Raw genomic sequence first — 13,214 nt, forward strand, 5'->3', positions numbered from 1 at the left:
TAAGTAGGTGTTAGTGATTGGTACTTTTGCTGAAAATGAAAAAAAGCTAGTATCAATGTAATCGATACTAGCTTGTTGTTTATGCGATTTATTAATCAACTTCTATCATAATCATGTCTTCACCTATTTTCTTAATTGCTTTCCAGCGAATTTTTGTTTCATCTCCTTCTTTTTTTAAACCAAACCATTTATAATTTGGAATAATAAAAGATTCAATCTGACCGGTCTTTTCGTTTATTTCTAAATCTGTTTGCCCCAATACCCCTAATCTGGCCCCCTGCGAAACATCAACAATTTCTTTCCCGCTAATATCCTTATAGCGCATAACCTATCCCTCCGTTTCATCACCTTTGTAAATTACATTGCTTTTAGATTTTCGAAGTTTCCGTAAACTGCGACGTAATGAAATGCTTAGACTACCGTTTCGGAAATACACTAATGTGATATTTTATAACTTCATACGTTTATAGGGATGAGGAAATAAAAAAGCATATTCATACCTGCTAGCAGCCCGTATACACGGAGACTCCTGTGGGAGATGAGGCATCGGTGAGACCCCGGAGCGCGTCAGCGTGAGGAGGCTCATCAGCCGCCCACGGAAAGCGTAGTGTATACGGGCTGTGGGGTCAATGAGCAACGTAAAATGCAAAATTTACGTCGCAGTTTACGTCAATTGTGTATCAAAAGTAAATTCTTTTAATACATGTATATGTATAAAAAAATAACCTATGTTGGAAACATAGGTTATTTACAGAATTCGCGAAGTATTTAAGCCTCAGCCTTTGGTGCGATCAATGCTTTAGAAGCAGGCTGTTTAAAAATAGACTGAATAACGGATTTTATTGAATCATGATTTACAGCATCAATTTCCTGAATCATCTCGTCTAATGTACGATGTCGCTTTAGTAATAATTCATTTTTCCCATTACGGCTCATGCGACTGCTCGTACTTTCTAAGCTAAGCATTAGGTTACCTTTAAACTGCTCCTTACTGTTAATGAGTTCCTTATCACTAAGCCCATCTTTAATTAACGTATCTACTGTCTGTTTTATCGTATCCTGTAACAACGGCAATTGATCCTTTCCAGTTCCAGCATAAATCGTTAATAAACCATTATCCAAAAACGAAGAGTGATAAGAAAAAACGGAATAAGCAAGACCCTTGCTCTCTCTTACGTCCTGAAACAATCTTGAACTCATGCTTCCACCTAAAACGTTATTCATAATGACTAAGCTGTATGTGTAATCATCACCAACAGGCAGTCCCTCATACCCTAAACATAAATGAGCTTGTTCTGTATCTTTATTTCTTTCAATATTATTTGCCAAGAAAGCAGGTTTAATAATTTCCGAAAGCTGATTTTTCGATCCATACGTGCCAAAATACGATTCGATCTTATTAATAAATGTATGATCAACATTACCAGCAACCGATACAACAACATTTTCTGGTGTGTAGCGTTCAGAAATATAGTTACGCAGTGTATCTGGCTTAAAGCTTTTTAAGTGTTCCTCGGTACCTAAGATTGGATAGCCTAAAGGGTGTTCACCATATGCAGCCCGTGCTAACAAATCATGAACAATGTCATCAGGTGTATCGTCATACATCTTTATTTCTTCCAATACCACTTTTTTCTCCCGTTCCATTTCCTCTTCATCAAATGATGAATTAAAAAACATGTCTGCCAAAATATCTAAAGCTAAGTCTTTATGAGTGTCAAGCACTTTTGCATAAAAGCAAGTGTATTCTTTAGAGGTAAATGCATTGACTTGACCGCCAATTGCATCAAATGCTTCCGCGATTTCTTTTGCGGAACGTGAATTCGTACCTTTAAAAAACATATGCTCAATAAAATGCGAAATCCCATTATTACGCTCTGTCTCATTACGTGATCCGGTTAAGACCCATATTCCAACTGTAACCGATCTTACTGCTGGTATAGTTTCTAATACAATTCTAAGTCCATTTTTACTTGTATGCTTTTCAATCAATTAGTTGTCCTCCCAAATAACCTTAAATAATTTTAATAAAGAATCTAAATATTTGACTCTTTCTAAAGATCCAATACTATCTTTCCTCATTGAGCAGATTTCCAACCGCCCCTATTCTGTAGCCTTTTTCTTTTATATTTTGAATTAATGGTTTTAATCCTTGAGCAATTGTATCTGTCGGGTGCATTAAAACCATAGCTCCTGGGTGAATTTTTCCCATTACTCGGTTCATCATAACAGAAACAGATGGATTCTTCCAATCAATTGTGTCGACACTCCAGAGAATCGTCTTCATATTCAATTCATCAGCTATTTTAATTACCTGGTCGTTAAAGCCTCCACTTGGCGGAGCAAACCATTTAGGAGTTTCACCGGTAATCGCTTGTAATATTTCATTCGTTTGCGCAATTTGTTCTCTTATTTCCACACTTGATAATCGTTCCATTGCGGGATGATTATATGCATGATTTCCAATAGTATGCCCTTGTTCCTTTATCATTTTAACCAAATCAGCGTTATTTTTAGCCCATTTGCCTTCAATAAAAAACGTTGCTTTTACCTCCTGTTTCTTCAATGTTTCTAAAATACTTGGGATATATTCCGTGCCCCAGGAAACATTGATTAAAAGAGCAACCATTTGTTTTTCCGGGTGTCCGCGATATATCGGTGCAGGTGGCAGCTCCTCCATAGTAATTTCTGGCGGAACCTGGTCATATACTAGTAATGTTTTATCAAATACTCCATTTTCCTTCATTTGTTGATAAGATTTGTCAACATTTACTTTTATTCCATTTCGTCCAGGAGTTTTTTTCCAAACCCTGTCAATTACTGCATTTTGAGGAGCCTCTGCAAACTCAGGACTTTTTTGCTTAATTTGTTTATATAGAGAATCTTCATGTTTACTGACAATTTCAATCTTGTTAGAAAATGTTTCTGCATCGTTTACAACAAATGGATTGTAATCAATATTAAACGATATTGCAACAATAATTATAAACACTATAACATGTACAATACGATAACGGTACATACATATCCCTCCTCATTCACTTATATGAGGATTGAGGACAAGATATGCTAAGAAAAGCTTCGGCTTAACCATGTGTTAATGATTAGAAACTAGTGTCGGGAAAGAAGCTTTAGAATCAGCTATTTTTCCAATAAAAAAAGAAACTGGTTTTCCAGCTTCTTGTTTCTTGTATCCTTTATAATTAAGACCTAGATTTTTCGTTTTTCTCCTTTTGTTCCTTCAATACTGCCTTACGTGAAAGGTTTACCCTGCCCTGATGATCAATTTCTTTTACTTTTACCATTATTTGATCACCGATTGAAACAACATCTTCTACTTTATTTGTTCGTTCCTCGGCCAATTCAGAAATGTGAACCAATCCATCTTTACCTTTAAACAATTCGACGAACGCGCCAAATTTTTCGATTCGCTTAACAGTTCCCAAATACATCTGACCAACTTCAACTTCACGAACAAGGTCTTCAATAATTTGCTTAGCCTTTTCGTTCATTGCAGCGTCCGTTGAAGAAATAAATACACTGCCATCTTGTTCGATGTCAATTTTCACACCGGTTTCGTCAATAATCTGATTAATTTGCTTACCACTTGGTCCAATTACATCGCGGATCTTATCAGGATTAATCTTCATTGTTAAGATTTTTGGTGCATATTGTGATAACTCAGTTTTAGGTTCCTTTATTGTTGCAAGCATTGAATCCAGAATTTGCATACGGCCCTTTTTAGCCTGTGTTAATGCTTCAGACAAGATTTCTCTAGATAAGCCGTTAATTTTAATATCCATTTGCAGTGCGGTAACTCCTTCAGCTGTTCCTGCAACTTTAAAGTCCATATCACCAAGTGCATCTTCCATACCCTGAATATCCGTTAAGATAGTATAATCTTCCCCAGATTTCACAAGCCCCATCGCAATACCGGCTACTGGTGCTTTAATTGGTACACCTGCATCCATCATTGCTAGTGTGCTTGCACAGATACTTGCCTGAGATGTAGAGCCATTTGATTCTAATACTTCTGATACTAAACGAATAGTATACGGGAATACCTTGTCAGATGGTACAACTTTTTCAAGTGCACGTTCTCCCAATGCACCATGACCAATTTCACGGCGCCCGGGTCCACGAATCGGCCCAGTTTCACCTACACTATACTGCGGAAAATTATAATGATGCATAAAACGTTTTGACTCTTCTAAGTCTAATCCGTCCAATATTTGTACATCGCCTAATGCCCCTAATGTACATATGCTTAGTGCTTGCGTTTGTCCTCGTGTAAATAAACCCGATCCATGTGTCCGCGGAAGCACGCCGATACGCGATGATAATGGACGAATCTCATCAATTTTACGGCCGTCTGGGCGTACTTTTTCCTTCGTTATTAAACGGCGAACTTCTTCTTTCACCATTTTATCTAAAATTGATTTGACCTGTTTTATTGCATCATCATCTTCCTGATCCTCATATAAGGCAATTATTTCAGCTTTAACCTCGCTTATAGCATCCTCTCTGGCATGCTTTTCTTTTACCTGAATTGCAGCTAATAATTTTTCCTTTGCTTGTGCCTCAACCTTTGATGATAAATCCTGATCTAACTCAAATAATGTGACTTCTGATTTTGTAACACCAATCGCTGAGACAATTTCCTCTTGAAATGCTACCAAACGTGCAATTTCCTGATGACCAAACATGATCGCTTCCAGCATGACTTCTTCGGGTACTTCCTGTGCTCCAGCTTCTACCATATTGATTGCATCTTTGGTTCCTGCAACAGTTAGATCAATATCACTTTTTTCTTCTTGATCTACTGTTGGATTAATAATGAACTCACCGTCAACTCGTCCAACATGCACCCCGGCAATAGGTTCTTCAAATGGAATATCAGAAACGCTTAATGCGATGGATGAACCAATCATTGCAGCAATTTCTGTAGAACAATCCTGATCAACACTCATAACAGTACTGATTACCTGAACTTCATTGCGGAAGCCATCCGGAAAAAGAGGACGAATCGGTCTATCAATTAAACGGGAAGCAAGAATCGCTTTTTCACTTGGACGTCCTTCTCGTTTAATGAACCCTCCTGGAATCTTTCCAACAGCGTATAATCGTTCTTCATAATTTACGGTTAACGGGAAGAACGGTAAATCCTTTGGTTCCTTTGATGCCGTCGCAACGGACAGTACGGATGTATCTCCATATCGTATCATACAGGCACCATTGGCCTGTTTAGCTAGCTCTCCAATTTCGACAATAAACTTTTTACCGGCGATTTGCGTGGAGAAAATTTGTTTTTCATCTGCCATTAGTAGTAGTACTCCTTTCAATAACATTCTATCTCCCATTTTATAGTTAATAGGCTGAAATGTAAATTTTATGTATTAAAAAACTCAAAAGCAGAGTGTATTGGCATTAGCTGATTATGCCAGCGAGAAATGCAAGCATAATTTAAACCAAAGTTTTTAACTTAGCAATTAGCTTTTTAAAACAGACCACCCGCACAATTAATTGTATTGCATAATTCATTTATACGTATAAAAAAAGCGGGATTACTCCCGCTTTTTCATGGTTATCTACGTAAGCCAAGTTTTTTTATTAGATCACGATAACGTGTAACGTCTTTGTTACGCAAGTAGTTTAGTAAATTACGACGTTTACCAACCATTTTCAAAAGACCTCGACGTGAATGATGGTCCTTTTTATGAACACGTAAATGCTCGTTAAGAGTTGTAATTTCCTCTGTAAGGACAGCGATTTGTACCTCTGGAGAACCAGTGTCGTTATCATGAACTTTATATTCATTAATAAGTTCATTTTTACGTTCTTTTGTGATTGCCATCCTGTTCACCTCCTATTTTTTGTTCATATCCCCATTCCCCTAGCAAACGTCGGAGTTTCGATTTGCCAAGCGAAGGTTTTACGTTGTTAAGAATACAACTTTTCAGCATAAAATGCAAGTATAAATAATAGTAAAAATGTATTTACCGATTATAATTACCCTTCATCAGCTTGAAAAATAACGACGGATTATTTCTTCATCATTACCAATTTCTTCAACGAGTGCTTCCACACTGTTAAATTTCTTTTCATCACGAATGTATTTGTGCCATTCAAGCTTAAGTTCTTCCCCATACAAATCATTATTATAATCAAAAATATTAACTTCTATGGAAGGCTCTGCGACATCAGCTTTAAAAGTAGGATTAACCCCTAAATTGGCCATCCCTTCATATACTTCATTTTTGTAGAAAACCTTGACAGCATAGACACCAATTTTAGGCAATAATGCGTCTGGATCAATACGCAAATTAGCTGTTGGGTATCCTATTGTTCTTCCGCGTTTATCTCCATCAACTACAATACCGTATATAGAAAGCGGTCTATCTAATAAGCTATTTACTGCTTCAATTTCACCTTTTTTAAGCAGCTCTCTAATCTTAGTAGAACTTACTTTTTCATCGTCTAATTCCACCTTGTCGATTACAGAATAAGTAAACGCCCCTTTTGCGTGTTCTTCAATTACTTCCATATTCCCTTTCCCTTTATGACCATACGAATAATCGAACCCTGCTACCAGATGACGAATATTTAATCCAATAATAAAATGGTCAATAAAATCCTGTGGAGATAATTTAGATAATTCCTGATTAAAATTAATAATGTACAAACGGTCAACATGCATTTGCTGCAAAATTTCCTGTTTTTCTCTTAATGGTGTAATGTACTTTACATGCCGAACATCTTTTTTTAAAACAACTGATGGATGCGGATGGAATGTGATTACCGCACTTTCCATATTCTTGTTCACCGCCTCATCAACAGCTGTTTGAATTACCTTTTGATGTCCTTTATGTATACCATCAAAAAAGCCAATAGCTGCAACTGTTTTGGGAAGTTCCTCCAAAACTAAAGTATGGGGGTATGTTAATTCAATCGTTCGCACGTTTAATCACCTACACTTTTTTCTTATCTACTTGAAAAACACGAACAGGCTTAATCTGATCGTCCTTTTCAGGATGTGTTTGATAGATTGCTAATACATGATTATCATACATGACAGCAAACGGGTCTGTTGATAACCTTTTATCGGGTTTAGCCAGCTTTTGCCCATTCAGCACTTTTCGCATAATTTCCTCATTTACTGTTAACTGATCTAGTTGCGTAATCCCTCTTGCAATAGGTAAAAGTATATTATCCTGCTGTTCAGATTCAATAGCCTGTTCAATTTCGTCAAATGTATACGTGTCCTTTTCCGAAAAAGAACCAGTTTCTGTCCTGATTAAATCTGACATATGTGCAGGATATCCTATTCTGGCTCCAATATCAACACACAATGTCCTAATGTATGTACCCTTTGAACATGTAACCTTTAGTTTAAATGAATTATTCGTTTCCCTGCCTATTAATTTTATCTCAAAAATAGTTACTTGTCTTTCCGGACGTTCTACCTTTTGATTTGCTCTAGCATATTCATAAAGCTTTTTCCCATTAACTTTTACTGCAGAATACATTGGCGGAACCTGTGTAATAACTCCCTCAAACGACTTTAATACTTCGATAATCTCCTTTTGATCTGGAGGATTGGACACCGGTTTTTGATCCACAACCTGCCCATATGCATCCTCCGTATCTGTAGCCGTACCTAGTGATACTTCAGCTATATATGTTTTTTTTGTATTTGTTAAGAAAGGAACTATTTTAGTAGCTTGTCCAATACAAATTGGCAAAACCCCTTCCACTTCGGGGTCAAGTGTACCAGTATGACCAACTTTCTTAGTTTTTAATAATTTCCTTATTTTAAAAACACAATCATGCGATGTCATACCTTTTGGCTTCCATAGCGGCAAAATGCCATCCATACTCTTAGCCTCCAATATACGAAAGTATTCGGGCAAGACCTGCAGCGAAACAATAGTCAAGGATCCGAAGAATGATAATACTTAATTATTCTAAGTCAACGTGTCAATTTGTGCTAAGCCAGGTGCTTATGCATTTGATAATTTTAGCACAATATGCAAGGAAAAATCTGACTCAATTAACTTAGAGTCAGATTCCAGAGCATTTACAAGTTGGTTATTTGTTGTTTAAATCGCGTAAAATTGTTTCAATACGGTTGCCATATTCGTACGCATCATCAAATTCAAATGTCAGTTCGGGTGTCTTACGTAAACGAATTCGCTGTCCGACTTCGGAACGAATAAATCCTTTTGCTTTTGCAAGACCAACAAGCGTATCATGTTTTTGCTGTTCATCACCTAACACGGATATAAATATTTTTGCTTGTTGTAAATCCCCTGTCACCTCAACATCCGTAACCGTAACAAACCCAACCCTTGGATCTTTAATTTTTCGTGTGAGAATTTCACCAAGTTCTTTCTTCATTTGTTCTGCTACTCTGTTAGCACGTAAATCGCTCATATCATCACCTCATGTAAGAAAAGCTAAAGAACCAGATCATTTATAAAAAGATTAGATTCCTATGGTCTGTAAGCAAGGAAATCGGCAAGGTGCCAATTTCTCTTTCTCCTACTATTTTTCCACTATTGAATTTTAAAGCTAGAAATACTCCACATCAGTAATAGTACGCTCCAATTCAGGAAATGTATCTACTACCTTTAGAACCTCTTGAATAACTTGTTCTGCATGGCCTTTATCATTTGAAATAGTGACAATCCCTATCTTTGTCCTCTGCCACAAGTCATGATAATCCAATTCCGTTACTGCGACGTTGAAGTCGTTTCGTAATTTTGCCATCAATCGCTTAATGATTGAACGCTTGGCTTTTAATGAATGTCCTTCATAGAGCATACATTCCGCTTCTGCTGTGATAATCATTTACGTTCAATTTCTTCCATAATAAAGGCTTCAATAACATCGCCTTCTTTAATATCATTAAAGTTAGAAATTGTAATACCACATTCGTAACCTTGAGCAACTTCTTTGACATCATCTTTGAAACGTTTTAATGCATCAATTTCACCTTCAAACTGTACAACACCATTACGAATCAAACGTACCCCAGAATCACGTGTAATTTTACCATCTGTAACATAGCTTCCGGCAATTGTCCCAATACGAGATACTTTAAAGGTTTCACGTACTTCTGCTTGCCCAATAACTTTTTCTTCAAATTCTGGATCCAGCATCCCTTTCATGGCTGCTTCTATTTCTTCGATTACCTTATAAATTACACGATGCAGACGAACATCTACCTTTTCTGATTCCGCTGCTTTTTTAGCATTAGCATCTGGCCGTACATTAAACCCAATAACAATCGCATTTGATGCGGATGCTAAAATAATATCAGATTCTGTTATTGCACCAACACCAGTATGGATGATTTTAATTTTTACACCTTCAACCTCGATTTTACGTAATGAAGATGCCATAGCTTCAGCAGATCCTTGAACGTCTGCTTTAATAATAATATTAATTTCTTTCATTTCACCTTGTTTAATTTGCTCAAATAGATCGTCTAGGCTAACCTTCGTTTGTTCACTGCGGTTTTCTTGAATATGTTTTTGCTGGCGTGCTTCACCAATCTGCCGTGCCTTTTTCTCATCAGCGAAAACTAAAAATTGATCACCAGCTTGCGGCACATCGTTTAAGCCAGTAATTTCAACTGGTGTTGATGGGCCTGCTTCCTTCACTCGTTTACCTAATTCATTAACCATTGCACGTACGCGACCGAATGTGTTGCCAACTACAATTGAATTACTTACATGAAGCGTACCATTTTGAACAAGCAATGTCGCAACAGGTCCACGCCCTTTATCCAGCTGAGCATCAATTACAGTTCCAAAAGCTTGAGTGTTTGGATTTGCTTTTAATTCTTCCACTTCAGATACAAGTAAAATCATTTCTAATAAATCATCAATACCCTCACGTTTAACAGCGGATAGCTGTACAAAAATCGTATCGCCGCCCCAATCCTCAGGAACTAGTTCATACTCAGTTAATTCCTGCATAACACGATCAGGATTCGCGCCTTCTTTATCCATCTTATTAACAGCAACAATAATCGGAACTTCAGCAGCTTTTGCATGATTAATTGCCTCGACAGTTTGTGGCATTACACCATCGTCTGCAGCCACAACTAAAATAGCAATATCCGTAACCTGTGCACCTCTTGACCGCATACTAGTAAACGCAGCATGACCAGGTGTATCAAGGAAGGTGACTTTTTTACCATTGCTTTCAACTTGGTAGGCTCCAATATGCTGCGTAATACCACCTGCTTCACCTTCCGTTACTTTCGTGTGACGTATGGAATCTAGAAGTGTTGTTTTACCATGGTCAACGTGCCCCATGATTGTTACAACTGCTGGACGTTCAACCAAATCTTTGTCTTCATCGTCTTGTTTGTATTTATCAAAATCGGTATCTTCGAGTATGATCTCTTTTTCCACCGTAACATTGAATTCATCACAAATCAGCTCAACAGCATCATCATCAAGATCCTGGTTCTTCGTAGCCATAACCCCTAAGAACATAAGCTTTTTGATAATTTCAGATGCCTCTTTATTGAGTTTACCAGCTAATTCACTAACCGTAAGTGTTCCACTGTATTTAATTTCTTTTGGAGTTTCCTTCACAATGGGCTTCTGAGATTGTGCCGGTCTATTGTTGCTGCCTTTTTTATTCCTTTGTTTATTGCTTTGATGATTATTGTTCTTTTGTTTCGGTTTTTGGGATGCATTATTTCCCGATGATCCCTTATTACCTTTTTTATTTGCATGGTTTTTATCGAGTTTTGATTTATCTTTGTGCTGGTTATTTTGAACTTTTGCTGGTTTTTTATTGCCAGCATTTGTATTATTACTATCTTTAGAATTTGATTTTGAATTAAATTTTTGATCTAACTTACCCTTTACGTCCTCTGAAATAGTTGACATATGGTTTGATACTTCTATATTTAATGATTTTAAGTGACCAATCACTTCTTTACTTGACGTATTGTTTTGTTTTGCATATTCATATACACGCATTTTACTCATACGTTCACCCCCGAATTTATTTACCCGAGTAACGATTTAATCTTAGCAGCAAAACCTGCATCTAAAATAGCAATAGCTACTCTTTGTGTTTTTCCAATAGCATTCGATAATACGTTTCTATCATCTTCAACTATCACAAATGGTATTTCGTATGTCTTGCATTTATCCGTTAACTTCTTTTTCGTTTGTGGTCCAATGTCACTTGCCAAAATTACCAATTTCGCTTTGTTTTGTTGAATATCTTTAATGATTGCTTCTTCGCCAAGTGAACACTTTCTTGCCCGAAATGCTAAACCAACCATATTTAAATAATTATTCTTCATATTATTTACCATCAACAATTTGTCTTAGTTTCTGATAAATAGCCGCATCTACTTCTCCGTTTAAATGACGATTTAATATGCCCGTTTTTTCTGCCTTGTCAATAACTGCTATTTCCTTTGACAAATAAGCACCGCGGCCATTTTTTTTACCACTTTCATCGACAAATATTTCGCCTTCTTTGTTGCGGACGATTCGAATTAACTCTTTTTTTGGCCTCATTTCATTTGTTACAACGCATTTCCGCTCAGGAACTTTTCTTTTTTGTACCAATCGATACCCTCCTTATTCAAACAAATCATCAACATTGTCAGAATAAGTGACTTCTTCATCGTCAGAATTACCTGCCAGAAGACCTTCTTCTCTAGCCTCTGATTCACTTTTAATATCAATCTTCCACCCAGTTAACTTAGCAGCAAGTCTTGCATTTTGACCCCGTTTTCCAATTGCTAGGGATAATTGATAATCAGGCACAATAACAGTTGTTGCTTTATTTTCTTCATCGACCAATACATCAACTACTTTCGATGGACTTAACGCATTTGAAACGTATACAACAGGATCCTCGGACCATTGCACGACATCGATTTTCTCACCTTTAAGTTCATTTACAATCGCTTGAACGCGCTGGCCCTTTTGACCTACGCAAGAACCAACTGGATCAATTTCCGGATCATCTGCATAAACAGAGATTTTAGAACGGTCTCCTGCTTCTCTTGCAACTGATTTGATTTCAACAATTCCGTCATAAATTTCAGGAACTTCCATTTCAAACAGTCGTTTTAGAAGACCAGGATGGGATCTTGAAATATAGATTTGTGGACCCTTGCTGGTGTTCTCAACCTTTGTAACAAAAACTTTTATGCGATCATGAACGTAATATTCTTCTGTAGGCATTTGTTCCGCTTCTGGCAGTTTCGCTTCAATTTTACCTAAATTTACATAGACGAAACGCGGGTCCATACGTTGAATTATTCCTGTCATTACATCTTCAGCCCGATCGGCATATTCACTAAATATTACACCACGTTCAGCTTCACGAATTCGCTGTGTAACAACTTGCTTTGCAGCCTGAGCAGCTATTCTGCCAAAATCTTTCGGTGTAACTTCAACTTCAATAACATCTTCCAAATCATAATTCGGATCGATCTTTTTAGCTTCATCAATTGAAAGCTCTTGTTGTGAATCCTCTACTTCTTCTACAATAGTTTTTCTTGCAAATACCCGCATAGTACCTGCACTTTCATCAAGATCCACCCTTACATTGGCTGCTGATTTAAAATTCTTTTTGTATGCCGAAATTAATGCAGCTTCCAAGGCTTCTAAAAGTACATCTTTGTCAATCCCTTTTTCTTTTTCTAAATAATCAATAGCGTCAAACAATTGACTGCTCACTTTTCTTTTCCCCCTTTATAACGTTACGGCTATTCTTGCTTTAGCTATTTTATCAAATGGTATTTCTACTTGCTTTCTCCTGGTTTTCATTTTGTATTCCAATGTAAGGATATTATTAGTGAATTCTTTTAGGATGCCCTCGTATTCCTTTTCACCTTCAATTGGCTCGTATAGTTTCACAAATATATTATTATCCACATTTTTCTCAAAATCTTTCACCGTTTTTAATGGGCGCTCAACACCAGGTGATGAGACCTCTAGGAAATAAGCTTCCTTTATCGGGTCCGCCTCATCCAATTTTTCACTTAATTGTTCAGACACCTGGCCACACTCTGTAATATCAACGCCGCCTGCTTTATCAATGTAAATACGCAGAAACCAATTCTTGCCTTCCTTTACGTATTCAACATCAACTAATTCTAAATTTTTTTCCCGCAAGATGGGCTGCAGTAATTCCTCGGTTGTTTTAATTACCTGTGAACTCAA

14 protein-coding genes are annotated in these 13,214 nt (G+C 37.0%); all 14 read right to left on the minus strand.

Going from position 1 to position 13,214, the window contains the following annotated elements; genetic code table 11:
- Positions 1 to 91: 91 nt before the first annotated feature.
- The 14 genes from IEV74_RS05390 to rimP all read right to left on the minus strand — a co-directional run bounded on the left by IEV74_RS05390 (position 92) and on the right by rimP (position 13,214).
- A complete protein-coding gene (locus IEV74_RS05390) occupies positions 92 to 325 on the minus strand; it encodes a YlmC/YmxH family sporulation protein (RefSeq protein WP_188454342.1) in 234 nt (77 codons plus the stop codon).
- A gap of 443 nt (positions 326 to 768) precedes the next feature.
- Positions 769 to 1,992, minus strand: coding sequence for a M16 family metallopeptidase (locus tag IEV74_RS05395; RefSeq protein WP_188454343.1), 1,224 nt, complete (start codon positions 1,990 to 1,992; stop codon positions 769 to 771).
- Between the two features lie 76 nt (positions 1,993 to 2,068).
- Positions 2,069 to 3,022, minus strand: coding sequence for a polysaccharide deacetylase family protein (locus IEV74_RS05400; protein ID WP_188454344.1), 954 nt, complete (start codon positions 3,020 to 3,022; stop codon positions 2,069 to 2,071).
- Between the two features lie 181 nt (positions 3,023 to 3,203).
- Complete coding sequence (gene pnp / locus IEV74_RS05405; RefSeq protein WP_188454345.1) at positions 3,204 to 5,321, minus strand: polyribonucleotide nucleotidyltransferase; 2,118 nt, start codon at positions 5,319 to 5,321, stop codon at positions 3,204 to 3,206.
- A gap of 263 nt (positions 5,322 to 5,584) precedes the next feature.
- Positions 5,585 to 5,854, minus strand: a complete 270-nt coding sequence (rpsO, locus tag IEV74_RS05410; protein WP_099158143.1) for a 30S ribosomal protein S15 — start codon at positions 5,852 to 5,854, stop codon at positions 5,585 to 5,587.
- Between the two features lie 165 nt (positions 5,855 to 6,019).
- Complete coding sequence (ribF, locus tag IEV74_RS05415; protein WP_188454346.1) at positions 6,020 to 6,958, minus strand: riboflavin biosynthesis protein RibF; 939 nt, start codon at positions 6,956 to 6,958, stop codon at positions 6,020 to 6,022.
- Positions 6,959 to 6,968: 10 nt separating this feature from the next.
- Entirely contained in the window at positions 6,969 to 7,874 is a 906-nt protein-coding gene (truB, locus tag IEV74_RS05420) for a tRNA pseudouridine(55) synthase TruB (RefSeq protein WP_188454347.1), read from the minus strand.
- 214 nt (positions 7,875 to 8,088) lie between these two features.
- The gene (gene rbfA, locus IEV74_RS05425; protein ID WP_188454348.1) at positions 8,089 to 8,433 is read right to left on the minus strand and encodes a 30S ribosome-binding factor RbfA; all 345 of its coding nucleotides are present in this window, start codon (positions 8,431 to 8,433) and stop codon (positions 8,089 to 8,091) included.
- A gap of 138 nt (positions 8,434 to 8,571) precedes the next feature.
- The gene (locus IEV74_RS05430) at positions 8,572 to 8,850 is read right to left on the minus strand and encodes a DUF503 domain-containing protein (protein WP_188454349.1); all 279 of its coding nucleotides are present in this window, start codon (positions 8,848 to 8,850) and stop codon (positions 8,572 to 8,574) included.
- Positions 8,847 to 11,012: a translation initiation factor IF-2 gene (gene infB, locus IEV74_RS05435; RefSeq protein ID WP_188454350.1), complete on the minus strand. Its 2,166-nt coding sequence runs from the start codon at positions 11,010 to 11,012 to the stop codon at positions 8,847 to 8,849. The genes IEV74_RS05430 and infB overlap by 4 nt, the downstream gene beginning before the upstream one ends.
- Before the next feature lie 20 nt (positions 11,013 to 11,032).
- A complete protein-coding gene (locus IEV74_RS05440; RefSeq protein WP_188454625.1) occupies positions 11,033 to 11,335 on the minus strand; it encodes a L7Ae/L30e/S12e/Gadd45 family ribosomal protein in 303 nt (100 codons plus the stop codon).
- A gap of 1 nt (position 11,336) precedes the next feature.
- Entirely contained in the window at positions 11,337 to 11,606 is a 270-nt protein-coding gene (gene rnpM / locus IEV74_RS05445) for an RNase P modulator RnpM (RefSeq protein WP_188454351.1), read from the minus strand.
- 12 nt (positions 11,607 to 11,618) lie between these two features.
- A complete protein-coding gene (nusA, locus tag IEV74_RS05450) occupies positions 11,619 to 12,728 on the minus strand; it encodes a transcription termination factor NusA (protein WP_188454352.1) in 1,110 nt (369 codons plus the stop codon).
- A 15-nt stretch (positions 12,729 to 12,743) separates the two neighbouring features.
- Entirely contained in the window at positions 12,744 to 13,214 is a 471-nt protein-coding gene (gene rimP, locus IEV74_RS05455) for a ribosome maturation factor RimP (protein ID WP_188454353.1), read from the minus strand.

The sequence above is a fragment of the Virgibacillus oceani genome (assembly GCF_014638995.1).
Classification (GTDB): domain Bacteria; phylum Bacillota; class Bacilli; order Bacillales; family Amphibacillaceae; genus Virgibacillus_E; species Virgibacillus_E oceani.